21 protein-coding genes are annotated in these 22,081 nt (G+C 72.0%); 4 read left to right on the top strand and 17 right to left on the bottom strand.

Translation table 11 applies throughout. The features are described 5' to 3' along the window. Window positions 1-316 precede the first annotated feature (316 nt). The 12 genes from ACFY04_RS06565 to ACFY04_RS06510 form a co-directional block, all read right to left on the bottom strand. Window positions 317-1,195: an alpha/beta hydrolase gene (locus ACFY04_RS06565; protein ID WP_389114533.1), complete on the bottom strand. Its 879-nt coding sequence runs from the start codon at window positions 1,193-1,195 to the stop codon at window positions 317-319. 171 nt (window positions 1,196-1,366) lie between these two features. After that, entirely contained in the window at window positions 1,367-2,578 is a 1,212-nt protein-coding gene (kynU, locus tag ACFY04_RS06560; RefSeq protein ID WP_389114531.1) for a kynureninase, read from the bottom strand. Next, a complete protein-coding gene (locus tag ACFY04_RS06555) occupies window positions 2,571-3,425 on the bottom strand; it encodes a tryptophan 2,3-dioxygenase family protein (protein ID WP_389114529.1) in 855 nt (284 codons plus the stop codon). The genes kynU and ACFY04_RS06555 overlap by 8 nt, the downstream gene beginning before the upstream one ends. Window positions 3,426-3,591: 166 nt before the next feature. Then, the gene (locus ACFY04_RS06550) at window positions 3,592-4,005 is read right to left on the bottom strand and encodes a DUF3151 domain-containing protein (RefSeq protein WP_389114527.1); all 414 of its coding nucleotides are present in this window, start codon (window positions 4,003-4,005) and stop codon (window positions 3,592-3,594) included. Window positions 4,006-4,174: 169 nt separating this feature from the next. Further along, window positions 4,175-4,879: a ScbR family autoregulator-binding transcription factor gene (locus ACFY04_RS06545; protein WP_389114526.1), complete on the bottom strand. Its 705-nt coding sequence runs from the start codon at window positions 4,877-4,879 to the stop codon at window positions 4,175-4,177. Between the two features lie 191 nt (window positions 4,880-5,070). Continuing rightward, window positions 5,071-6,093, bottom strand: a complete 1,023-nt coding sequence (gene fbaA / locus ACFY04_RS06540; protein WP_389114524.1) for a class II fructose-bisphosphate aldolase — start codon at window positions 6,091-6,093, stop codon at window positions 5,071-5,073. Between the two features lie 361 nt (window positions 6,094-6,454). After that, window positions 6,455-6,994 (bottom strand): orotate phosphoribosyltransferase, encoded by a 540-nt coding sequence (gene pyrE, locus ACFY04_RS06535; protein ID WP_314242774.1) that lies wholly within the window; start codon window positions 6,992-6,994, stop codon window positions 6,455-6,457. 33 nt (window positions 6,995-7,027) lie between these two features. Beyond that, entirely contained in the window at window positions 7,028-7,816 is a 789-nt protein-coding gene (locus tag ACFY04_RS06530; protein WP_389114522.1) for an aldose 1-epimerase, read from the bottom strand. A 32-nt stretch (window positions 7,817-7,848) separates the two neighbouring features. Beyond that, window positions 7,849-8,685 carry a CoxG family protein gene (locus ACFY04_RS06525; protein ID WP_389114520.1) on the bottom strand — a complete coding sequence of 279 codons (837 nt, stop codon included), beginning with the start codon at window positions 8,683-8,685 and terminating at the stop codon, window positions 7,849-7,851. A gap of 33 nt (window positions 8,686-8,718) precedes the next feature. Then, window positions 8,719-10,362 carry a polyamine aminopropyltransferase gene (locus ACFY04_RS06520; protein ID WP_389114518.1) on the bottom strand — a complete coding sequence of 548 codons (1,644 nt, stop codon included), beginning with the start codon at window positions 10,360-10,362 and terminating at the stop codon, window positions 8,719-8,721. Window positions 10,363-10,477: 115 nt separating this feature from the next. Continuing rightward, window positions 10,478-11,026, bottom strand: coding sequence for a DUF2617 family protein (locus tag ACFY04_RS06515; protein ID WP_389114516.1), 549 nt, complete (start codon window positions 11,024-11,026; stop codon window positions 10,478-10,480). 407 nt (window positions 11,027-11,433) lie between these two features. Next, window positions 11,434-11,685: a hypothetical protein gene (locus ACFY04_RS06510; RefSeq protein WP_389114514.1), complete on the bottom strand. Its 252-nt coding sequence runs from the start codon at window positions 11,683-11,685 to the stop codon at window positions 11,434-11,436. A gap of 127 nt (window positions 11,686-11,812) precedes the next feature. On the opposite strand from ACFY04_RS06510, the gene ACFY04_RS06505 reads away from it, so the two are divergent. Further along, window positions 11,813-13,003 (top strand): pyridoxal phosphate-dependent aminotransferase, encoded by a 1,191-nt coding sequence (locus tag ACFY04_RS06505; RefSeq protein ID WP_389114512.1) that lies wholly within the window; start codon window positions 11,813-11,815, stop codon window positions 13,001-13,003. A gap of 160 nt (window positions 13,004-13,163) precedes the next feature. Next, a complete protein-coding gene (locus ACFY04_RS06500) occupies window positions 13,164-14,354 on the top strand; it encodes a glycosyltransferase family 39 protein (protein WP_389114510.1) in 1,191 nt (396 codons plus the stop codon). Window positions 14,355-14,357: 3 nt separating this feature from the next. Here the strand turns inward: ACFY04_RS06500 and ACFY04_RS06495 are convergent, their stop codons facing one another. Together ACFY04_RS06495 and clpB are read right to left on the bottom strand one after the other, a co-directional pair. Beyond that, entirely contained in the window at window positions 14,358-14,915 is a 558-nt protein-coding gene (locus tag ACFY04_RS06495; RefSeq protein ID WP_389114508.1) for a YbjN domain-containing protein, read from the bottom strand. Window positions 14,916-15,253: 338 nt separating this feature from the next. After that, window positions 15,254-17,854 carry an ATP-dependent chaperone ClpB gene (gene clpB / locus ACFY04_RS06490; protein ID WP_389114506.1) on the bottom strand — a complete coding sequence of 867 codons (2,601 nt, stop codon included), beginning with the start codon at window positions 17,852-17,854 and terminating at the stop codon, window positions 15,254-15,256. 123 nt (window positions 17,855-17,977) lie between these two features. On the opposite strand from clpB, the gene ACFY04_RS06485 reads away from it, so the two are divergent. Further along, complete coding sequence (locus ACFY04_RS06485) at window positions 17,978-18,421, top strand: pyridoxamine 5'-phosphate oxidase family protein (RefSeq protein WP_389114504.1); 444 nt, start codon at window positions 17,978-17,980, stop codon at window positions 18,419-18,421. 134 nt (window positions 18,422-18,555) lie between these two features. Here the strand turns inward: ACFY04_RS06485 and ACFY04_RS06480 are convergent, their stop codons facing one another. Further along, window positions 18,556-18,870: a hypothetical protein gene (locus ACFY04_RS06480; protein WP_030383724.1), complete on the bottom strand. Its 315-nt coding sequence runs from the start codon at window positions 18,868-18,870 to the stop codon at window positions 18,556-18,558. Between the two features lie 353 nt (window positions 18,871-19,223). Between ACFY04_RS06480 and ACFY04_RS06475 the strand changes: the two genes are divergently transcribed. Further along, window positions 19,224-20,291: a helix-turn-helix transcriptional regulator gene (locus tag ACFY04_RS06475; RefSeq protein ID WP_389114502.1), complete on the top strand. Its 1,068-nt coding sequence runs from the start codon at window positions 19,224-19,226 to the stop codon at window positions 20,289-20,291. Window positions 20,292-20,390: 99 nt separating this feature from the next. Here the strand turns inward: ACFY04_RS06475 and ACFY04_RS06470 are convergent, their stop codons facing one another. Together ACFY04_RS06470 and dnaJ are read right to left on the bottom strand one after the other, a co-directional pair. Continuing rightward, on the bottom strand, window positions 20,391-20,861 hold the full coding sequence (locus ACFY04_RS06470; RefSeq protein ID WP_189972116.1) for a heat shock protein transcriptional repressor HspR: 471 nt from the start codon (window positions 20,859-20,861) through the stop codon (window positions 20,391-20,393). Between the two features lies 1 nt (window position 20,862). Further along, the gene (gene dnaJ / locus ACFY04_RS06465) at window positions 20,863-22,044 is read right to left on the bottom strand and encodes a molecular chaperone DnaJ (protein ID WP_301368618.1); all 1,182 of its coding nucleotides are present in this window, start codon (window positions 22,042-22,044) and stop codon (window positions 20,863-20,865) included. Between the last annotated feature and the right edge of the window lie 37 nt (window positions 22,045-22,081).

Raw genomic sequence — 22,081 nt, 5'->3', positions numbered from 1 at the left:
CCGTCCGGGCCCGAACCGGTCGCCATGGTCCCGGTGGTCCAGCTGTACGCACGGGACGTGCCCGGCCTCGTCTTCCCCGCCGGGCTTCCCCTGGACGACCGGGACCTCCGCCAGGAGGGGGCCGCGACCCCGTCGTGGCGGGCCGAGGCGGACTCCGCCACCGTGGACGGGTCGGGCACGGCATGTGCCTGGGCGGCCTGGGCGGCATGCACTTCTTCGGCTGCCGCAGCTGCCCGGACACCCCGTGCGCCCACCGCTACGACTGCTGAGCACCGGCCCGGCCGCAGGGGGCGGCGAGGGGCCGGGCTGCCGGGCTCTACCAGGCCAGTTGCGAGATCTCCTCGGCGACCACCGCGCACGCGTCCGCCGCCGGGTCGATCAGCGGGAAGTGACCGACCGCGTCCAGCAGGGTCAGCCCGACCATCTCCCCCGCCTTCGCGGCCGCCGCCACATACACCTCGGCCACCTGCTGCGGGACCACGATGTCGTCCCGGCCCTGGACCACCGCCGTGGCGATCCCCGTCGGCAGCAGCGCCGCCGGATCGGCGTACGGCAGCCGCTCGTCCCAGTGGTCCGCCCCGCCCAGCAGCTGCGCGCTCGCGCCACCGCACACACCCAGTTCCTCCGCCACCGCGAAGTCCGCGATCGGGGCCAGCGCCACCACGCCCCGCAGCATCGGCGGGGAGGGCAGCCGCCACGGGGAGCCGGCCGGGAGCACGTGCCGGGCCGCGGCCCACAGCGCGAGGTGGCCGCCCGCCGAGTGGCCGGTGACGACCGTGCGGCGGACATCGGCCTGCGGGAGCGCGTCGGCCGCCAGCCCCGGCAGGGCGTCCATCGCGGCGGCGACATCGTCGAAGGTCTCCGGCCAGCGCCCGGCGACCGGCCCCTCGGCGTTCTGGTGCGGCAGCGAACTGCCGCGCCGGTACTCGACGTTGGCGACGGCGAAACCGCGGCGGGCCAGGAAGTCCGCGAACGGCGTGACGTGCTGCCGGTCGTACGGGGCCCGCCACGCGCCCCCGTGGAGCAGCACCACGAGCGGGGCCGGCCCCTGGGTCTCGCCGCGCGGGGCGTAGAAGTCGACGACATGGTCGGGGTGCTCCCCGTACGCGGCGGTCACGTCCGGCGCCACGGCCGGGTGGGCGAAGGCCGAGGCGGCCTCCGCGGCGTCCCGTTCCACTGCGGCGGGGTCCGTCATCGGCTCAACCTCTCGGTAACGCGTGGGACAGCGGGGACAGATGTTCCGGTGTTCCGGCAGAGCGGGACCGTATCAGTCTGGAACAGGACGTTCCGTGCGGGGCCCGGAATATGACCGGGCGGACGGAGCCGTAGCCCCGCCCGCCCGGTGATGTGACGTTTCGCTACCGAGTCACCTGAAAATGTGACCCAGTGTCCGCGCGGCACGCTCGGCGTCGGCGAAACCGACATAGAGCGGGGTGAAGCCGAAGCGCAGGACGTCGGGTGCGCGGAAGTCGCCGATGACGCCGCGGGAGATGAGCTCCCCCATGACCTCACGGGCGTTCTCGGTCCGCAGCGAGATCTGGCTCCCGCGGCGGCCGTGCTCGGCCGGGGTGACCGACTCGACCCGGCCCTGCGGGACGTACGCCGCCACGCATGCGAGGAAGAAGTCGGTCAGGGCGAGGGACTTGGCCCGTACGGCTTCGACGGACACCCCGTCCCAGGCGTCGAGCGCCGACTCCAGGGCCAGCATGGACAGGATGTCCGGCGTGCCGACGCGCCCACGGGTCGCGCCCGCGGCCGCCTCGAAGGCCGGGGTCATCGCGAACGGATCCGCGTGACCGTTCCAGCCCGGGAGCGGGGAGTCGAAGCCGGCCTGGTGGCGGGCGGCGATGTACAGGTACGCGGGCGCGCCGGGGCCGCCGTTGAGGTACTTGTACGTGCAGCCCACCGCGAGGTCGACGGCGTGCGCGTCGAGGCCGACGGGGAGGGCCCCCGCGGAGTGGCACAGGTCCCAGACCGTGATCGCCCCGGCGGCGCGGGCCGCCGTGGTGAGCGCGGGGAGGTCGTGGAGCCGTCCGCTGCGGTAGTCGACGTGGTTGAGGAGGACCACGGCGGTGTCCGCGTCCATGGCCTCGGCCGCGTGCGAGGGGTCCACCGGGACGACGGTCAGGCCCGTCATCCGGGCCGCCGACTCCGCGATGTAGCCGTCGGTGGGGAAGGTGGCGGCGTCGACCAGCAGCTTCGTCCGGCCGGGTGCCGCGAGACGGGCGGCGCCGACCAGGGCCTTGAAGAGGTTGACGCTGGTGGAGTCACCGACGACCACCTGTCCGGGGGCCGCGCCGATGAGCGGGGCGATCTTGTCGCCGATCCGCTCGGGCGCGGTCCACCAGCCGCTCTCGTCCCAGGACCGGATGAGGAGCTCGCCCCACTGCCTGGCGACGACGTCGGCGGTGGTGTCCGCGACCCCGGCCGGCAGGGCGCCGAGGGAGTTGCCGTCCAGGTAGACGACCCCGTCGGGGAGGGTGAAGCGCTCGCGGAGCTTCGCGAGCTCGTCGGCGGCGTCCAGCTCGGCCGCGCGGCTGCGGAGGTCCGCCGCTATGTCCGTGGAGTTGTCAGACATAGCTGCGGGCCGTCCAGAGCTCCGGGAAGACGTTCTTCGTCGCGCGCTTCTCCAGCCAGGTCACGCCGGCCGAGCCGCCCGTACCCGTCTTCGCGCCCATCGCGCGGCGGGTGGCGACCAGGTGGTCGTTGCGCCAGCGCCAGACGAGCTCGGCTACATCCGTGAGGACCTCGCCGAGGCGGTGCAGGTCCAGGGTCTCGTTGTCGTCCGGGGCGGCGTACAGGCCCGTCCAGACGGCCTCGACCTCGGCCGAGGGCTCGTAGCGCAGCGACAGGTCGCGGTTCAGGACGGCGTCCGGGACCGGCAGGCCGCGGCGGGCGAGCAGGCGCAGCACCTCGTCGTAGAGGCTGGGCTCGTGCAGGGCCTTCTCCAGCTCCGCGTGGACGCGCGGGGCGCCCCGGTGCGGGACCAGCATGGAGGAGGACTTCTCGCCGAGCAGGAACTCCATCCGGCGGTACATCGCCGACTGGAAACCGGAACCTTCGCCGAGGGCGGCGCGGTAGGCGTTGAACTGTCCCGGGGTGAGCTGGGCGAGCGGGCGCCAGGAGGCGTTGAGGGCCTCCAGTTCGCGGAGGGAACGTTTCAGCGCATCCATCGCGACCGGGATGCGGTCCTCGCGCAGGGCCTTCGCGGCGGTTTCCCACTCATGGACGATGACCGTGAACCACAGCTCCATGACCTGGGTCGTGACCAGGAAGACCATCTCGCCCGGGTCGTCCGAGCGCAGGTGCTGGAGGTGGGTGAGAACGTCCGCCTGGACGTAGTCCTCGTACGGGGTCGTGCCGTCGAAGTCGAGGTTCGGGGTTTCCGACCCGCCGACTCCGGAGGCATCAAGGGTGTTCGACATCGCTGTCTCCTCGACACGTGCTTCCGGGTAGCGGTCCGCCCCTTCCGTGAGGTGAGTGGAGCCCCGGTCCCCTGCCCGCAGCATAGGACACCGGCGCGCCGGCGCTCCAGCGGAGAGTGACGCAGACCACACAACTTCGGTGCGTGTCACTCCCCGCCGTAGGGGCTCAGGCGCTCAGCGTGTCCGCGGCCGTCGGGGACGAGTCGCGCAGGAAGGTCGAGCAGCGCTCGTACTCCTCCTTCTCGCCGATCGCCTCGGCCGCGCGGGCCAGGGCGTGCAGGGCGCGCAGGAAGCCGCGGTTCGGCTCGTGCTCCCACGGGACCGGGCCGTGGCCCTTCCATCCGGCGCGGCGCAGCGCGTCGAGGCCGCGGTGGTAGCCCGTACGGGCATAGGCGTACGACTCGACCGTGCTGCCGGCGGCGAAGGCCCCGTCGGCGAGGATCGCCCAGGCGAGGGACGATGTGGGGTGCGCGGCCGCCACCTCGACGGCGGGGGTGCCGGCGGCGATGGCCTCGCGGCCCGGCTCGTCGGGCAGGTGGGTGGGGGCGGGGCCCCCGAGCAGGTTCTGGTGAATGGACATGCCCCCAGTCTGCCGGGCCGCAGCCGCTGAGCGGGCGGTGGTCCGCCGGAGTCCCCGGAGCGGGTCGCGGCACGCATGGTCGGGCGCGGCGGCGCGGGGGCCGGCGCGGCACCGCCCCGGGCCCGGCCCCGGTCCCCCGGTCCCGGTCCCCGGGCCCCCGCCGCGCGGATCAGCCGGCGGCGGCCGGGATCGGCGTGGCCGGGCTCGGACAGTCGCACCGCGGGGCCTCGTCCGGACCGTGCAGCACCCTCGCGCCGCGGCCCGGCGCGGTATCGAGCCGGGCCGCCACGGCCGGGACCACCATGCTCGGCAGCACGCTCGTGTAGAGCGCCGAGACCTCCCGGTCCAGGTCGAACCCGAGGGTCTGCGACATCACGTTGAGCCCGGCGAAGGCCCCGACCACCAGCCGCGAGGGCCCCGACGGGTCCACGTGCGGGAGCAGTTCGCCGCGCTCCTTCGCCTGCACCAGCAGGGCGGTGTGCAGATCGATCCACCCCTGGTACGGCGCCGCCCGGTCCAGTTCCCGGCCGTTCTGCTCCAGGGTGAGCCGGGCGCTGCCGCGCATCAGCACGTCGTGGCGGAGGCGGTGCGAGAAGACCATGCCGACGTCGACGAACTCCTGCGCCTTGAACTCCTGCGGGGTGACCGGCGCGTGCAGGCTGACCTGGGCGTCGATCACGGCCTGCGCCAGGTCTTCCTTCGAGTCGAAGTGGAAGTAGAGCGCGCCCTTGGTGACGTTGGCGAGCCGGACGATGTCGGTCAGTTTGGCCGCGCCGTAGCCCCGGTCCTCGAACACGACGGCGGCGGCTTCCAGGATCGCCCGGCGGGTTCGCAGGGCGCGGTCCTGCTTCACCTGCGTGCGTTCGGCCCTCATGTGCACCAGCCCTCTCCCCGCCCCGACCGATCGGTCCGTACATGCCCCCAGCACGTACTGCCGGGGGCATTTCACACCATCGTGCGGTCACCGTCCACCGCCGCCGTCACCCCTGCCAGGGGGACGCCGAAGGGCCCGGCCTCCGTCGTGGGACGGGGGCCGGGCCCAACGGTGCGGCTCGCTGTGGGCGACTACTTCAGCTTGGTGCCGGTGGAGCGCAGGTTCGCGCAGGCCTCGGCGACGCGCGCGGCCATGCCCGCCTCGGCGGCCTTGCCCCAGGTGCGGGGGTCGTACTTGGACTTCGTACCGACCTCGCCGTCGACCTTCAGCACACCGGCGTAGTTGCTGAACATGTGGTCCACGACCGGGCGGGTGAAGGCGTACTGGGTGTCGGTGTCGAGGTTCATCTTCACGACGCCGTTCTCCAGCGCGGTGGCGATCTCCTCGGCCGTGGAGCCCGAGCCGCCGTGGAAGACGAAGTCGAACGGCGAGGCCTTGCCGTACTTCGCGGCGACACCGGCCTGGAGGTCCTTGAGGAGCTCGGGGCGCAGGACGACGTTGCCCGGCTTGTAGACGCCGTGGACGTTGCCGAAGGAGGCGGCCAGCAGGTAGCGGCCCTTCTCGCCCAGGCCGAGGGCCTCGGCGGTGCGGATCGTGTCGTCGACGGTGGTGTACAGCTCGTCGTTGATCTCGTGGGTGACGCCGTCCTCCTCGCCGCCGGTCGGGGTGATCTCGACCTCAAGGATGATCTTGGCGGCGACGGCCTTGGCGAGCAGCTCCTGGCCGATGGCCAGGTTGTCGGCCAGGGTCTCGGCGGAGCCGTCCCACATGTGCGACTGGAAGAGCGGGTTGAGACCGCGGGCCACGCGCTCGGCGGAGATGTCGAGCAGCGGACGTACGTAGCCGTCCAGCTTGTCCTTCGGGCAGTGGTCCGTGTGCAGGGCGACCGTGATGTCGTACTTCGCGGCCACGATGTGTGCGAACTCGGCCAGGGCGACCGCGCCGGTGACCATGTCCTTGTTGTGCTGGCCACCCAGGAACTCCGCACCACCGGTGGAGATCTGGATGATGCCGTCGCTCTCGGCCTCCGCGAAGCCGCGCAGGGCAGCGTGCAGGGTCTGGGAGGAGGTCACATTGATGGCCGGGTAGGCGAACTTGCCTGCCTTCGCCCGGTCGAGCATCTCGTTGTAGACCTCGGGGGTTGCGATGGGCATCTGCCGGCTCCTTGGATGTGCGGGGAGTGTGCTTATTGCGGGCCCTGACCTGGGGGCGACGTCATCGTCGCGCCTATCTTTCCAGACTCAGCGCAGGGGTCCAGACTGCCGGTCTCACGTGGTGGGCGAACGGCCCGGGGTGTTTCACGTGAAACACCCCGGGCGCCCGGGAAAGAGCAGGTCAGACCGGTCCGAGGGGCGACCGAGGACCTTCGTCAACAGTTCTCGCGGTGGCCGGACAGAGCCGGACGGAGGCTTGAGCGGGGCTGATCCAGGGCCAGGCTGGGCTGATCCAGGGCCGGACCGGGGCAGACTCCGCGCCCGGACCGGGACAGGATCCGAACCGGGACCGGGACCGGGCCTAGGACAGGCCGAGGTCCTGGAGGAGGTATCCGGTGAGGTAGGGCAGGCCGGCCGCGGCGATCGCGTCGGCCGCACCGCGGTCGACGATCGTGGCGACGGCGACGACCTCGCCGCCGGCCTCGCGGACCGCCTCGACGGCGGTCAGCGGGGACCCGCCGGTGGTCGAGGTGTCCTCGACCACCAGGCAGCGCTTGCCCTTCACGTCGGTGCCCTCGATACGGCGCTGCATGCCGTGGGCCTTCTGCGCCTTGCGGACGACGAAGGCGTCCAGGCGCTCACCGCGCGCCGCGGAGGCGTGCAGCATCGAGGTCGCGACCGGGTCGGCGCCCAGCGTCAGACCGCCGACGCAGTCGAAGTCGAGCTCGGCCGTGAGGTCGAGCATGACCTGGCCGACCAGCGGGGCCGCCTCGCCGTCGAGGGTGATCCGGCGGAGGTCGATGTAGTAGTCGGCCTCACGACCGGAGGAGAGGATCACCTTGCCGTGCACGACGGCCTTGTCCTTGATCTGCTGCAGAAGCGCATCGCGTACGTCACTCATGCCTCTGAGCTTAGAGGGGGCCGAGAAGAGGGCCTAGCCGAGCCGACGCCATGTCCAGGTGGTGGAGACCTCCAGCGGATCCACCGGGGTGACCAGGCGCGGGAGGGTGTTCAGTCCGTTCGGCGGACCCGACTGGGGCTCCACGCAGACGGCCTCGGGCTCCTCGTCGTAGATGACCACCCATTCGGCCCTGCTGGTGACCCGCAGTTCGAGGGCGCCGGGCCAGGTGAGGGTGACGTCGACGCCGTGCGGCATGCCGAAGCAGTCGTCCCAGGGGCGGGGCTTCGGGTCGATGCGGTGGCCGGTGGGGATGTGGTCGGCGCCGCGCTCCTCCTGCCACCCGGGGTCGAAGGAGACCTCCGCGTCCGGCCCGCCGGTGCCGAGGTTGCGCAGGAACCACGGGTGCCAGCCGACCTGGGCCGGGAAGGAGTCCCCGTACGTCTCGACGCCCATGGTGAGGGTCAGCGAGTCCTCGGCGAGCGTGACGACCTGGGTCACCCGGCCGGGGTACGGCCACGGGTCGGTGAGGTCGTAGGCGAAGGCCGCCTCGGTGGCGGTGGCCCCGGCCGGGCGCCAGGGCGCGTCGCGGCCGAAGCCGTGGAGTGCGTGCGGCGGGTGGTTGAGCGGCATCTGATGGACGGTCGCGCCGTCACGGAACTGCCCGTTCGCCGTCCGGCCGCACCAGGGGACCATAGGGAAGGCCCCGAACCTCGGCCCCTGGCGCAGCAGTTCCGTTCCGTCGATGCGCAGGCTGCTGATCCGGCAGCCGTGCTCCTGGTCGACCGTCACCTCGGCGCCGCCGGCGCTCAGTTGCGTACTCATGCGGTCGACCCTAGTGCGGCCGGGCCCGCTGATCAGCGACGGCGCCGCAGGGCACGGCCGATGACGACCGCCGAGGCGAGCGCGAAGGCGGCGGCCGGAGCGATCCAGCGCAGGCTGTCGCCGGCCCCGGCCGAGGCGGGCGCGGGGACCGGGGCGTACCGCCCGCGCGGCGGCGCGTGGTCCACCTCTTCCGCGCTGCGGCCGATCATGGTGCGGCGGGCGTGGGCGGCCTCGGCCGGCGGCCGCGGGGCCCCGTCGGAGCCCTCGAACCGGCCGGCGAGGAAGGGATCCAGGGACGGCGGCGGTACGTCGGTCTCGAAGAGGGAGGCGGTGACCTCGGTGACGTCGTCCTCGATGGACCCGGGACCCGATCCGCCCTCTCCGCCTTCGCCGTCCTCCGCTTCCTCGGCTTCGGCCACCGGGTCGCTCACGGCGTCGGGCGCGGAGCCGAGGGTCAGCTGTCCGGCGGCCCGGTCCAGCAGCCGCCGCACGGCGGTGGCCGCGGCCTCGGGCGGGAAGGCGGCGGCGCGTCCGTCGGCGGTGACCTCGGCGGTGAAGTCGAGCCGGGTCCCGTCCGGGATGGGGGTCAGCCGCAGGTCGAGGGCGAACTTCACGGTCCCGCTGCCCCGGACCTCCGTGCCCTCACCCTCGAAGGTGAAGTGCCCGGGGTCGCGCTCGGTGACGGCCAGGGCACCCCGGTAGGTCACGGTGCTCCCGCCGACCCGGACCTTGAGCCGGCCCGAGACCGGCCCGGCTTCGGTGTCGGCATCCTGCTGGAGTCCCGGCACGCACCGGGCCACCCGGGCGGGGTCGCGCAGCACGGCGCGGAGATCGTCTGCCGGTACCGGGACGAACACCTGATGCTCCATGTGGTCGAGCCTACCGACGAGACCCGCACCGGGTCACGAATACCGCGGGTGCGGCAGCGTCGACGGCGGCAGTCCGGGCACCCGGGTGCGTTCCGCGTCACGTGCGGCGTCCTGCAGGGAGCGGGTCGACAGCGAGCGCAGCGCGGGCGTGTCGCGGTCCACCCGCAGGGGCGGGTCCTGGTCCTTGGCGGCCAGGACGAAGCCCCAGTCCTGCGGCGGTGCGTCGGTCACGCCGTGGGGGGTGCGGTCGGGTCCGGCGGCGAAGCCCGTGAGGCGGCCGCCCGCGCTGTAGGGGGCGGTGCGCAGGCCGGCCGCGCGGAGGGTGGAGTCGACGGTCCAGTACGCCCGCGGGCGCGTGGCCAGCGGTCCGGCGTGCACCGCGATGCGGCCCCCGGGGCGCAGGGCCCGCGCGGCCAGCCCGTAGAACTCCTGCGAGTACAGCTTCGTGCTGGGGGTGATGCCCGGGTCGGGGAGGTCGGAGACGATGACGTCGAAGCGGTCGCCGGCGGCCGGCCCCCGCAGCCAGCGGAAGGCGTCCTGCGTAACGACGGCGAGGCGCGGGTCCTCGTACACCCGGGCGTTGAGCGCGGAGAGCATCGGATCGGTGCGGGCGAGGCGGACCACCCCGGGGTCGAGTTCGACGACGGTGACGGAGGAGACGTCCCGGTAGCGGAGCACCTCGCGCGCGGCCAGCCCGTCGCCGCCGCCGAGGACCAGGACGCGGGCGTGCGGGCCGGTCATCGCGGGGTGGACCAGGGCCTCGTGGTAGCGGTACTCGTCGTAGCCGCTGACCCGCAGCCGCCCGTCCAGGTAGAGGTCGAGGGAGCGCGGGGAGCCGGTCCGCGGCCCGGTGAGCACCAGCTCCTGCACCCCGGTCTGGACGGCGACCCGCACCTCCCCGCCGTAGACGGCGCGCCGGGCGGTCCGCTCGAAGTCGTCGGCGAGGACGGTCGCGGAGGCGAGCACGGCCAGTACGGTCACGTTCGCGCCGATCAGCAGCCAGCGGCAGCGCCTGCTGAGGTCCCGGCGGAACAGCCACAGGACCAGCCCGCCACCGACGATCACGTTGACGGTGCCGGTGACCATGGCGCCGGTGAGCTGGCCCAGCATCGGGAGCAGCAGGAAGGGGAACGCGAGGCCGCCGACGAGGGCGCCCACGTAGTCGGCGGCGAACAGGTCGGCGACGGCCCCGCCCGCGTCCTGTCGGCGGATGCGCTGGATGAGGACCATCAGCAGCGGGATCTCCGCGCCGATGAGCACCCCGATGGCGAAGGAGAAGGCGACGAGCGCGGGGCGGGACTCCCCCAGCCAGGCGAAGCTCGCGTACAGCGCTATGGCCGACAGCCCGCCGAGGAGGGCCAGCCCGGCCTCGATGGCGCCGAAGCCGAAGGCGGGCCGGTGGCGGAAGCGCTTGGCGAGCAGGGAGCCGACGCCCATGGCGAAGACCATGACGGACAGCACGACCGACGCCTGGGTGACGGAGTCGCCGATGAGGTAGGTGCCGAGGGCGAGCAGCTCCAGCTCGTACACGAGCCCGCAGGCGGCGCAGATGAATACGGTGGCCAGGACCAGGAGTCGGCCGGTCCGGGGCCGTACGGGCAGGGCGGCCGGGACGGTCGCGGCGCCCCGAGGCTCCGGAGCCGGGAGCACCCGGCGCGGGACGGAACGGTCGATCATGAAGCGAACCGTACGTCACCGCCCCGCTGCATCCGGTCACCCACATGGGTGTAAGTGGCGTACCGATCCGGCCAGTTGGCGTAACCGTGGCGGGATAATCGCGCCCCCGCGCCCGCTACAGCAGCGCGGACGATTCCAGGGCCGCCGCCGCGGGTGCCCCGATCCGTACGCCCACCCGCGTCCGGGTGGCCACCAGCTGGCCCTCCTGCGGGTACGCGTGCCAGGTCCGCCAGCGCACCTGGCCCTCGTAGCGCTGCGCGAGCATGGCGGTGAAGGCGTGCGGACTTCCGGGAAAGGTCCCCGCTAGTCCGTTCGGGTGATCGGCCACCAGTGCGAGCAACTCCTGGGCCCGCCCGGCGAAGGAGCCGCGGGAGAGGGTTTCGACCCGCGCGGCGAACTCGTACTCCCAGTCGCCCACCCGCTTGGCCACGCCGAGCGGCAGCGGCGTACTGCTGCCGGGCATGCAGGCGACGGTCTCCGAGCAGAGCACCTCCCCCTCCTCCAGAAGCACCTGGTGGGACGCGCCGAGCAGGCGCAACTCCACCTTCGCCCCCGAAAGTTCGAGGTTCAGTACGGCCAGGGCGGGCAACCGGTCCCGACCCAGGGCCCAGGCGAGATCGGCGGCACGCGTGTCGGTGTATGAGGTCTGGAGGGTCGTGAGCATGAGTCGGCTCCGCAAACGCGCGAGGGAGATGGGCCGGGGCCCGCCAGCGGTAGCAAGCACGGGTGGGGGGACACCGGCACGGGTCCACAGGAAGTCCAGGGAGGTCCGAGGACTGGTCTACTCAACCGAGGGAATCATGAAAGGCACGGCACTCACAGCGTTTTTACCCAACTTGAAGTGGTTTACATCCCCCCGGGGGCTCCGCAGTTCACGTGTTCAACAGGTTGCGTCCCGCGCGTCGTCATGCATCGGCGAACAAGAGGGCGCCCCACGGCAGTCGGACCGTCGAACGCCCTCGTCCGCGCGGTGCCGCGCGGGTGTTTCGCGGCCCCGGCCGGCGCCTTGCGGATGCCGCGCCGAGGCCTCGCGATGCCCCGCCGGGGCCTCACGGTGCCCGCTGCCCCGTGTCAGCTGGAACCGCCGCCGCACCCGCCGCCCCCACCGCACGAGGAGGACGATCCCCCGCACGACGAGGACGATCCGCAGCCGCCCCCCGAGGAGCCGCCGTCACCCGTCCACCAGCTGCCGTGGCTGCGCCGGCCACCGCGCCGGGACGAACCCCGGCCCGTGGACGACCGCACCAGCTTGGCGACGAAGTGCGCCGCGACGAAGAAAAGGATCACGACGAAGAGCAGGATCACTACGAAGACGAACCCCATGTCCGCCACCTCTCTCACACCCCGGTCTTCCCGGGGAGCGGGATCCCCGCGTCCCGCGTGAAGGGGGGATGCCCCCGGGCCACGCGGCCCAAAGCACACTTGAGGAAGTCCAGAGGTTGCCCTCAGGATGACGCCCATGAGCATCCCCGTGAGCAGCGACCGCCCCTTCCTGAACCGCCGCCTGGCGGCCTTCGGCACGACGATCTTCGCGGAGATGTCGGCGCTGGCCACGCGCACCGGTTCGATCAACCTCGGCCAGGGTTTCCCCGACACCGACGGCCCGGCGCAGATCGCCGAGGCGGCCTCCCGCGCGGTCCTCACGGGACTCGGCAACCAGTACCCGCCGGGCCCGGGCGTCCCGGAGCTGCGCACCGCGATCGCCGCGCACCAGCAGCGCTTCTACGGGCTCGGCCACGACCCCGACACCGAGGTCCTCGTCACGGCGGGCGCCACGGAGGCCATCGCCGCCGCCCTCCTCGCCCTCCTGGAGCCGGGCGACGAGGTCATCGCCCTGGAGCCCTACTACGACTCGTACGCGGCCTGCATCGCCATGGCCGGCGCGGTACGGGTCCCCGTCACCCTGCGCCCGCACGCCGGTGCCTTCGCCCTCGACCTGGACGAACTGCGCGCCGCCGTCACCCCGCGCACCCGCCTGCTGCTCCTGAACACCCCGCACAACCCGACGGGCACCGTCCTGACCCCGGCCGAGCTCACGGCGATCGCCGAGCTGGCGGTCGAGCGCGACCTGCTGGTCGTCACGGACGAGGTGTACGAGCACCTGGTCTTCGAGGGCGCCCACACCCCCCTGGCGGGCCTCCCGGGCATGCGCGAGCGCACGGTCACCATCAGCTCTGCCGGGAAGACCTTCTCGTTCACGGGCTGGAAGGTCGGCTGGGTCACCGCGCCCCCGGAGCTGATCACGGCGGTCCGCTCGGCGAAGCAGTTCCTCACCTACGTCTCGTCGGGCCCCTTCCAGTACGCGATCGCCGAGGCCCTCGCCCTGCCCGACAGCTACTACGACACCTTCCGCGCCGACCTGGCCGCCAAGCGCGACATCCTCGCCGACGGCCTCGCGGCGGCCGGCTTCGAGGTCTTCCGCCCGCAGGGCACGTACTTCATCACCACCGACATCACCCCCCTCGGCGAGAAGGACGGCCTCGCCTTCTGCCGCGCCCTCCCGGAACGCTGCGGCGTGGTCGCCATCCCGAACCAGGTCTTCTACGACGACAAGGCCGCGGGCAGGACCCAGGTCCGCTGGGCCTTCTGCAAGCGCGAGGACGTCCTGCGCGAGGCCGCCGAGCGGCTGCGCCGGCTCTGAGGGCCCTCCCGGCGATCTCTTCCCGGCGGGCCGTTCCCCTCCCGGCCATCCCGCGTCCTTGCGGGGTTGTAGGGCCGGTGTGAAGCTTTGCGTCGTGCACGTGCCCGAAGCCCTCACCGCCGGGTGAGCGGACCCACCGCGAACTGGAGAGTCGGGATTCATGGCAACGGGCAGAGCGGCCGTGTCCGCGTCACCGCTGGAGATGCGCGCGGTCCGGGCCGTGCGGTCGGCCGCGCCGACCACCGTGATCGCGCTCGGGGTGTTCGCCGCCGTGCGCGGGGCCGGGGTGCTGGTGCTCGGCCTCGGGGCCTGGTGGGCCGGGCGGGATCCGCTGAAGGTGCTCGGCAGGTCCTGGGACTCGGACTGGTACCTCAGGATCGCCGCCCACGGCTACGGGCGGACCCTGATGTGGCCCGAGGCCGTCACCGGGACCGGGCCCGTGCAGAGCGACTACGCCTTCTTCCCGCTCTACCCCACCCTGATACGGCTCGTCTCCGGGATCCTGCCCGGCGGAACGGTTCCCGCCGCGCTCCTCGTCGCGTGGGTCTCCGCCGCCGTGGCCGCCCTCGGGATCTACCGGGTCGGGGAGCGGGTGATCGGCCCGCGCGCCGGGCTGCTGCTCGTGGGGCTTTGGGCGGCGCTGCCGCACGCGGTCGTGCTCACCCTCGCCTATACCGAGGCCCTGCTGGCCGCCTTCGCCGCCTGGGCCCTGTACGCCCTGCTGCGCGACCGCTGGCTGTGGGCCGCCGGCCTCGCCGTACTGGCCGGGCTGACCCGGCCCACCGGGCTGGCCGTCGCGGCCGCCGTCTCGGCCATGGCCCTGTACGCGATCGTCGTACGAAGATCCCGGGCACCCGCGGTGTGGCTGGCCGGACTGGTGGCTCCGGCGGGCTGGACGGCGTACGTCCTGGCCGTCGGGGTGAAGGTGAGCGACCCCTTCGGCGGCTACTTCGCCGTGCAGCGCGGCTGGGGCTCCCGCTTCGATTTCGGCGTCGGGGCGCTGCGCTCCGCCGAGCGGGTGCTGACCGGCGGGCACGTGCCGCTCGCCACCACCGTGACGGTGGTCCTGCTGGCCATGGCCGGGCTGCTGGCGGTGCTGCTGGTCCTGGACCGCACCCCGCTGCCGCTGCTCGCGTACACCGCGGTCCTGCTGGTCATCGGCTTCGGCGGGGCCGGCTTCTTCGAGTCCAAGCCGCGCTTCCTGCTGCCGGCCTTCCCGCTGCTCCTGCCGCTGGCCGCCGTCATGGCGAGAGCCCGGCCGCGCACCGCCGTCATGGTGACCGTGGTGCTGGCCGGGCTCGGTTACGGCTACGGGCTGTATCTGCTGCTGATCGCCCGTGTACCGCTGTAACGGCTAGCTGTTGGTGTCGCCGTTGCTGTCGTCGTTGCTGTCGTCGTCGCTGTCGGTGGAGTCGATGTCCTGCTCCAGGCCGAGCTGCTCGACGAGCCACTTGTCGAACTCGATGGACGCGCGGACCCAGCTGACCGTGGAGGACACGAAGTGCTCCAGGTTGACGCCGGTGCCGATCAGCATCTGCGCCTCACCGATCAGGCGGACCGAGCCGTCGTCGTGGGTGTGGCTGTAGACCTTCGGCCACAGGGTGCGGCGGTTCCAGTCGTCGATCGACTCGAGAAGCTGCGGCTTCTCGTCGATCTTGTGCGGACGGTCGTAGAAGGTCCGCACCGAGAAGACCTGCTGCTCGTCCTCGCCGCGGAACATGAAGTACGTGCGGAACTCCTCCCACGGCGCCGCGAGGTCGCCCTCGTCGTCGACGACGTACTTGAGCTCCATCTGCTCCAGCAGCTGCTTGACCAGATCCTGGTCGGGGGCGACGGGGCCCGCCGGTCCTGTGGCCTGCGGATCGGGCTGCTGCCCTCCGAAGTTCGGAATCGAGGCCGGGTCGATGCTCACCGTGTTTTCCCTTCGTGCGGATACCTGCATCCTCCCCCATCGCGCCCACCTTGTGTCCAGCCCCGCACGCACGATCCGCTCCGGGCAGAACGAGTAAGAACCGAGTAAGAACCAGGTAAGGGGGGCGCATGGCCCGGAGCAGGACGTTCAAACGGGTCCTGGGGGCGGCGCCGGCCGTCGTCGCCGTGTGCGCCGATGTGCTGTGGCAGGCCACGGAGGATCCGGGCCACGAAGGCGGCCCCGGGGGACGGCCGACTGCGCGGAGGTCATGGCGTTCGCCCGGATGGCCCCGCCGCCGGCGGTGTCCCGGGAGGTGGCCCATACTGCGGCCGCCCCGCTCAGAGGGCCTTGCCGACCAGCAGGTCCTCGCCCGCCACGTCGACCCGTACGGTGTCGCCGTCCCGTACCTCGCCGGAGAGGATCTCCTTCGCCAGCCGGTCGCCGATCGCCGTCTGGATCAGGCGGCGCAGCGGCCGGGCGCCGTACGCCGGGTCGTTGCCCTTCTCGGCCAGCCAGGCCAGGGCGTCGGGCGTGACGTCCAGGGTCAGCCTGCGGTCGGCCAGGCGCCGGGCCAGGCGGCCGATCTGGAGCTGCGCGATGTGCCCGAGCTCGTCCTGGGTCAGTGCGGAGAAGACCACCAGGTCGTCCAGGCGGTTGAGGAACTCCGGCTTGAAGGAGGCCCGCACCACGTCCAGGACCTGCTGCTTCTTCTGCTCCGGCAGGGTCAGCGGATCCACCAGGAACTGGCTGCCCAGGTTCGAGGTCAGGATCAGGATGGCGTTGCGGAAGTCCACGGTCCGACCCTGGCCGTCCGTGAGCCGGCCGTCGTCCAGGACCTGGAGCAGGACGTCGAAGACCTCGGGGTGGGCCTTCTCCACCTCGTCCAGGAGCACCACGCTGTACGGGCGGCGGCGCACCGCCTCGGTGAGCTGGCCGCCCTCCTCGTAGCCGACGTAGCCGGGCGGGGCACCGACGAGACGGGCCACGCTGTGCTTCTCGCCGTACTCCGACATGTCGATGCGGACCATGGCCCGCTCGTCGTCGAAGAGGAAGTCCGCGAGCGCCTTGGCCAGCTCCGTCTTGCCCACGCCCGTCGGTCCGAGGAAGAGGAAGGAGCCGGTCGGGCGGTCCGGGTCGGCGATGCCGGCCCGGGTGCGGCGCACGGCGTCGGAGACGGCCCCTACGGCCTCGCCCTGGCCGATCAGGCGGCGGCCCAGTTCGTCCTCCATGCGCAGCAGCTTCTGGGTCTCGCCCTCCAGCAGCCGGCCGGCCGGGATGCCGGTCCAGGCGCCCACCACGTCGGCGATGTCGTCGGGGCCGACCTCGTCCTTGACCATCGAGTCCTTGGAGTGCCCGGTCTTGGAGGCCTCGGCCTCCTCCTCGGTGGCCTCCGCCAGCTCGCGTTCCAGGGCCGGGATCTCCCCGTAGAGGAGCTTGGAGGCGGTGTCGAAGTCGCCGTCGCGCTGGGCGCGCTCGGCCTGCCCGCGCAGGTCGTCCAGGCGTTCCTTGAGCTCACCGACCCGGTTGAGGGACTGCTTCTCCTTCTCCCAGCGGGCGGTCAGCCCGCGCAGCTCCTCCTCCCGGTCGGCGAGGTCCTTGCGGATCTTCTCCAGGCGCTCGATCGAGGCCGGGTCGGACTCGTTCTTCAGGGCCAGCTCCTCCATCCGCAGGCGGTCCACGGAGCGCTGGAGCTCGTCGATCTCCAGCGGGGAGGAGTCGATCTCCATGCGCAGCCGGGACGCGGCCTCGTCGACGAGGTCGATGGCCTTGTCGGGGAGGAAGCGCGAGGTGATGTACCGGTCGGAGAGGGTCGCGGCGGCCACCAGCGCGCTGTCGTTGATGACGACCTTGTGGTGGGCCTCGTAGCGGCCCTTGAGCCCGCGCAGGATCGCGATCGTGTCCTCGACGGACGGCTCGGCGACCAGCACCTGCTGGAAGCGCCGCTCCAGCGCCGGGTCCTTCTCGATCCGCTCGCGGTACTCGTCGAGCGTGGTCGCGCCGACCATCCGCAGCTCGCCGCGGGCCAGCATGGGCTTGAGCATGTTGCCCGCGTCCATGGCGGAGTCGCCGCCGGCACCCGCGCCGACGACCGTGTGCAGCTCGTCGATGAAGGTGATGATCTGGCCGTCGCTCGACTTGATCTCGGCCAGTACGGTCTTCAGCCGCTCCTCGAACTCGCCGCGGTACTTGGCGCCGGCGACCATCGCGCCGAGGTCCAGGGAGACGAGGCGCTTGTTCTTCAGGGACTCTGGGACGTCGCCCTTGACGATGCGCTGGGCCAGGCCCTCGACGACGGCGGTCTTGCCGACGCCGGGCTCGCCGATGAGCACGGGGTTGTTCTTCGTCCGGCGCGAGAGCACCTGGACGACGCGCCGGATCTCCTGGTCACGGCCGATGACCGGGTCGAGCTTGCCCTCACGCGCCGCTGCCGTGAAGTCGGTGCCGAACTTCTCCAGGGCCTTGTACTGGCCCTCGGGATCGGGGGTGGTCACCCGCCGTCCTCCTCGTGCGTTCTCGAAGGCGTCGAGCAGCTTCTTCGCCGTCGCGCCCTGGGTGGAAAGGACCTCGCCGGCCGCGCCGCCCTTGGCGGCGACGGCGATGAGGAGGTGTTCGGTGGAGAGGTAGTCGTCGCCGAGCCTGCCGGCCTCCGCGTCCGCCTCGGCGAGTACGGCGAGCAGGTCGCGGGTGGGCTGCGGGGGCGCGACGGTGGAGCCGGTGACGCTGGGCAGGGCGGCGAGCAGCCGCTCGGCGCCGGTCCGCACGGCGGCCAGGTCGGCGTCGGTGGCGACCAGCAGGTCGATGACGTTCTCGTTGTCCTCTCCTGCGAGGAGGGCCAGCAGCAGGTGCGCGGGGGTCAGGTCCGCATGACCGTCCTTGACGGCCCTGCTGGTGGCCGCGTTCAGCGCGTCGCGGCTCTTGTTGGTCAGTTCGGCGTCCACTGCGACTTCTCCTCTCCCCGAGGGATAGCTCCCCCAACAACACTGACAGAGTCAGCGTATGCAAAGTTGAGTCTATTCCACTCAAGGCAAGTGGGGACACCGTTGCCCCGTACCCTTCGGGCCATGTCCCATGACGTACTCAACCCGACGCCCGAGTACCTCGCCTTCTGGCGGGAGCGGCACGTCTGCACCCTGACCACCCCGCGCCCCGACGGCACGCCGCACGTGGTGCCGGTGGGGGTCACGTACGACCCGGAGGCCGGCCTGGCCCGGGTGATCAGCAACCGGCACAGCAGGAAGGTGCGCAACATCCTGGCGGCGCGGGAGGCGCAGGAGGCGCGGGAGGCGCGGCCGGACGGCGCGCAGGCGGGCGCGCGGGTCGCGGTCTGCCAGATGGAAGGGCGCCGCTGGGCCACGCTGGAGGGCCGCGCGGTGATCCGCACGGACGAGGCCTCGGTCGCCGACGCGGTGGCGCGCTACGCGGAGCGCTACGGGCGCACGCCGTCGCCCAATCCCGACCGGGTCGTCATGGAGATCACCCTGGACCGGGCCATGGGGCGCGCGTAAGCCGTTGATTCTTCATCTTGTCCGGTTCATGCACTGGACGTGGACATCACAACGGCGCCATCGTGGTCAGGTCCACGATGGCGCCGTTGTGTGGGGGTAGCGCCTGAGCGATCTGGAACGACGGGGGAATCGCTTCAGGCACTGCGGGGGGTGGCGGTGGTGATATCGGGTTCGAAGAGCTGGTGGTCACGCTGATCGAGATTGACGAAGACCATTCCGTAGCGCACCTCGCAGCGGACGGGCTGCGGCGCGCCCCGCGGGCGGCGCAGGCACCGGTAGGCACGTACGTCCTCGTCCTCCTCGCGCACGACGACGATCGGTTGGCCGAACAGGGTGACCATCAACGAGTCGCCAGGGTGGGGGATGGCCGTGGCGAGATCGATGAACTGCCAGCCCGAACGGTAGGCGGAGGCCATCTCGCGGCGGAAGCCGCGATCGTCGGGGGTCATGCGGACACCGTCACAGGCGCATCGGTCCAACCCGTATCGCCGTTTCCGCCCAGCAGGCCGCTGGTCCAGCCGGTGTCCGCGTACTTACCCGCGGGCGCCGTGGTCCAGCCGGTGTCGTCCGTGCTCGTCAGGCTCGTGCCCTGACCGTCCCTAGCGCTCCCCGCGTCACTTTCGACGGCGCTGACTGCCCCAAAAACCGCAACGGCGGAGAAAACTATGGCAAGCACCGAGCGAAGCATTCTCTTGTACATGGTCGGCTTCGTCCTCACTTGATGGAATCCTCTCCCCCGCGTGACAGACGATGGCTCATTCAGGCACGTCAATGCCACAGGGACGATGCATCATGTTCTTGCATGTTCAGGACCCTGGGGGGTGGAGATTTGACGCGAAACGAGACAAAGGCGACACATCCCCACCCTGTGACGTCCATGTGTGCCGAGGGGACGCGGCTCTACGCGACCGCGTTGAGCACCGGCCGGATCGCCCGGGGCGAGATCCAGAACGCCCCCTGCCTGCTTGAATTCGCTCTTCTGCAGCCCGACCCGGATGACGCGAACCAGCTCCGCCCGGTTCCCCCGTCCGTAGCTTTGGCCCAACGGCTCCATCCGATTGAACGCGAGATCCAGGACCGCCGGCGCAGCGCTGTAGATCTCACCGACACTTTCGAGCCTTTCCTGGCCATCAGCGCACAGAGCCCGGCCAACACCCACGCCATCACGGTGCTGGAGGGTTTCGAACAGATCAACGCCGCCCTGAACCTGGCGACGGCCGAATGCCATACCGAGGTGCTGACGGTCCAGCCGGGCGGCGCCCGGCCCTCCCTGGCCCTCACCCAGGCCCTGGAGCGCGACCAGCCGCTGATCGACCGCGGGGTCAGCATACGGACCCTGTACCAGCACACCGCACGGCACAGCCAGGGCACGCTCGCCTACGTGGAGCGGATCTCGACGGGCAAGGTGGAGATCCGCACCCTGGAGGAGCTGATCGAACGCCTGATCATCTTCGACCGCACGGTGGCCTTCATCCCGGTGAGCGACGACCGCCGGGTCGCCCTGGAACTGCGCCACCCGGGCCTGGTCGACTACCTCATCAAGGTGTTCGAGCAGCTGTGGCACCGCGCCGTGCCCCTCCAGGAGGAAGTGACGTACCGCAGCACTCCCGGCGGGATCTCGGGCGTGCAGCGGACCATCGCCCAGCTCCTGATCGAGGGCCACGTCGACGAGGCCATCGCGCGCCGCCTCGGCATGAACGTCCGTACCTGCCGGGCGCACATCGCCAAGCTCGCCACCACCCTCGGCAGCGGCAGCCGCGCGCAGCTCGGGTACCTCATCGCCCAGGCCGGCATCCTGGGCCGGCCCTCCTGCCCGGAGCAGGACGCCGACGGGCACCCGGACCACGAGCCGGACCAGGAAGGCCTCTGACGGCTCTGAGGCCCTGACAGCCCTCAGGCCCCGCCCTGGGAGGGGCGGGGCCTGAGGGTGTGCGCAGAACAGGGACCGGGAACCGGGTGCGGGCCCGGGTCAGTCCATCGGCCGCTTGGGGCTGGGCCGCCAGACCACCAGGGCACTGCCCGGCTGCGGAGGCTGGTACGGGACCAGGTCGCGCCGGTACGAGGCGTGCACCTGGGCCTCGCGGGCCTGCAGCGTGGCCGCCGCGCCGTCCACTGCCGCGGAGAGCTCGGCCACGCGCTGCTGGAGCGCGGCGACCTGGTTCTCCAGTTCGATGATCCGCTTGATGCCCGCCAGGTTGATGCCCTCGTCCTGCGACAGCGCCTGCACCGTACGGAGCAGCTCGATGTCACGGGCCGAGTAGCGCCGGCCGCGGCCGGCCGTACGGTCCGGGGAGACCAGGCCGAGACGGTCGTACTGGCGGAGGGTCTGCGGATGCAGACCGGAGAGCTGGGCGGCCACCGAGATCACGTAGACCGGGGTCTCGTCGGTGAGCTGGTAGCCCCCGCCCAAGCGGGAGGACTGTCGTCGGCGGCCGTCCATGTCATGCTCCCTTCGCGGACTCGAACAGCGCGGAGCGCGGGTCCTGCGACTCCGTAGCCTCGCGGTACATCTCCAGGGCCTCGCGGGCCTTGTCGGACAGCTCGGTCGGGACCGCGACCTCCACCGTGACCAGCAGGTCGCCGCGGGTGCCGTCCTTGCGGACCGCGCCCTTGCCGCGGGCCCGCATGGTGCGCCCGTTGGGGGTGCCCGGCGGCAGCTTCAGCGTCACCGAGGGGCCGTTCAGGGTCGGAACCTTGATCTCGGCCCCCAGCGCCGCCTCCGCGAACGTCACGGGCACGGTCACCGTCAGGTTGTCGTCCTTGCGGCCGAACACCGGGTGGGAACCGACGTGCACGACCACGTAGAGGTCACCGCCGGGGCCGCCGCGCTCGCCCGGCGCACCCTTGCCGCGCAGCCGGATCCGCTGGCCGTCGGAGACGCCCGCCGGGATCCGGACCTGCATGGTGCGGGAGCTGCGGGCGCGCCCGCTGCCCTTGCAGACCTCGCAGGGGGTCTCCGCGATCAGACCGCGGCCCTTGCAGTCCGCACAGGGGTCGGTCAGCGAGAAGCCACCGCCGCTGCCCCGCGAGACCTGGCCGGTGCCGACACAGGTCGGGCACACCCTGGGGGTGCCGTTCTTGTCGCCGGTGCCCGAACAGGCCTTGCAGGGGGCCTGGGAGGACATCCGGAGCGGGACCGTGGCCCCGTCCACCGCCTCCGTGAAGGAGAGGGTGACCTCCGACTCGATGTCCTGCCCGCGGCGCGGCTGGGTGCGGGTGCCCGCACCGGGGCCGGCGCCGCGGTTGAAGAGGCCGCCGAAGACGTCGCCCAGGCCGCCGCCGAAGCCGCCGGCCTGGCCGGCGCCCTGCTGCTGGCCCCCGAAGAGGTCGCCGAGGTCGAAGTTGAACGAGCCGCCGCCGCCCGGCCCGGGGCGGAAGCCACCGTTGCCGAACAGGGCGCGCGCCTCGTCGTACTCCTTGCGCTTCTTGGCGTCGCCGAGGATGTCGTTCGCCTCGGAGATCTCCTTGAAGCGCTCCTCGGCGGAGGCGTCGCCCTTGTTGGCGTCCGGGTGGAACTCGCGAGCGAGCTTCCGGTACGCCTTCTTGATCTCGGCCTCGGTGGCGTCCTTCGGGACACCGAGGACCTTGTAGTAGTCCTTCTCGACGAAGTCCTTCGTGCTCATCCCCGGTGTCCCTCCTCCCGTGCTTCTACGTGTGCTG

The sequence above is a fragment of the Streptomyces sp. NPDC001549 genome (assembly GCF_042894025.1).
GTDB classification, from domain to species: domain Bacteria; phylum Actinomycetota; class Actinomycetes; order Streptomycetales; family Streptomycetaceae; genus Streptomyces; species Streptomyces kutzneri.
The sequence above is the reverse complement of the archived record's forward strand: the minus strand, read 5'-3'. Positions and strand labels throughout refer to the sequence as shown.

What these genes read in the sequence shown, in the direction of transcription:
- ACFY04_RS06565 (WP_389114533.1), bottom strand. Translation starts at nt 1,195, where the DNA reads ATGACGGACCCCGCCGCAGTGGAACGGGACGCCGCGGAGGCCGCCTCG.
- kynU (WP_389114531.1), bottom strand. Translation starts at nt 2,578, where the DNA reads ATGTCTGACAACTCCACGGACATAGCGGCGGACCTCCGCAGCCGCGCG.
- ACFY04_RS06555 (WP_389114529.1), bottom strand. Translation starts at nt 3,425, where the DNA reads ATGTCGAACACCCTTGATGCCTCCGGAGTCGGCGGGTCGGAAACCCCG.
- ACFY04_RS06550 (WP_389114527.1), bottom strand. Translation starts at nt 4,005, where the DNA reads ATGTCCATTCACCAGAACCTGCTCGGGGGCCCCGCCCCCACCCACCTG.
- ACFY04_RS06545 (WP_389114526.1), bottom strand. Translation starts at nt 4,879, where the DNA reads ATGAGGGCCGAACGCACGCAGGTGAAGCAGGACCGCGCCCTGCGAACC.
- fbaA (WP_389114524.1), bottom strand. Translation starts at nt 6,093, where the DNA reads ATGCCCATCGCAACCCCCGAGGTCTACAACGAGATGCTCGACCGGGCG.
- pyrE (WP_314242774.1), bottom strand. Translation starts at nt 6,994, where the DNA reads ATGAGTGACGTACGCGATGCGCTTCTGCAGCAGATCAAGGACAAGGCC.
- ACFY04_RS06530 (WP_389114522.1), bottom strand. Translation starts at nt 7,816, where the DNA reads ATGAGTACGCAACTGAGCGCCGGCGGCGCCGAGGTGACGGTCGACCAG.
- ACFY04_RS06525 (WP_389114520.1), bottom strand. Translation starts at nt 8,685, where the DNA reads ATGGAGCATCAGGTGTTCGTCCCGGTACCGGCAGACGATCTCCGCGCC.
- ACFY04_RS06520 (WP_389114518.1), bottom strand. Translation starts at nt 10,362, where the DNA reads ATGATCGACCGTTCCGTCCCGCGCCGGGTGCTCCCGGCTCCGGAGCCT.
- ACFY04_RS06515 (WP_389114516.1), bottom strand. Translation starts at nt 11,026, where the DNA reads ATGCTCACGACCCTCCAGACCTCATACACCGACACGCGTGCCGCCGAT.
- ACFY04_RS06510 (WP_389114514.1), bottom strand. Translation starts at nt 11,685, where the DNA reads ATGGGGTTCGTCTTCGTAGTGATCCTGCTCTTCGTCGTGATCCTTTTC.
- ACFY04_RS06505 (WP_389114512.1), top strand. Translation starts at nt 11,813, where the DNA reads ATGACGCCCATGAGCATCCCCGTGAGCAGCGACCGCCCCTTCCTGAAC.
- ACFY04_RS06500 (WP_389114510.1), top strand. Translation starts at nt 13,164, where the DNA reads ATGGCAACGGGCAGAGCGGCCGTGTCCGCGTCACCGCTGGAGATGCGC.
- ACFY04_RS06485 (WP_389114504.1), top strand. Translation starts at nt 17,978, where the DNA reads ATGTCCCATGACGTACTCAACCCGACGCCCGAGTACCTCGCCTTCTGG.
- ACFY04_RS06480 (WP_030383724.1), bottom strand. Translation starts at nt 18,870, where the DNA reads ATGACCCCCGACGATCGCGGCTTCCGCCGCGAGATGGCCTCCGCCTAC.
- ACFY04_RS06475 (WP_389114502.1), top strand. Translation starts at nt 19,224, where the DNA reads ATGTTCAGGACCCTGGGGGGTGGAGATTTGACGCGAAACGAGACAAAG.
- ACFY04_RS06470 (WP_189972116.1), bottom strand. Translation starts at nt 20,861, where the DNA reads ATGGACGGCCGCCGACGACAGTCCTCCCGCTTGGGCGGGGGCTACCAG.
- dnaJ (WP_301368618.1), bottom strand. Translation starts at nt 22,044, where the DNA reads ATGAGCACGAAGGACTTCGTCGAGAAGGACTACTACAAGGTCCTCGGT.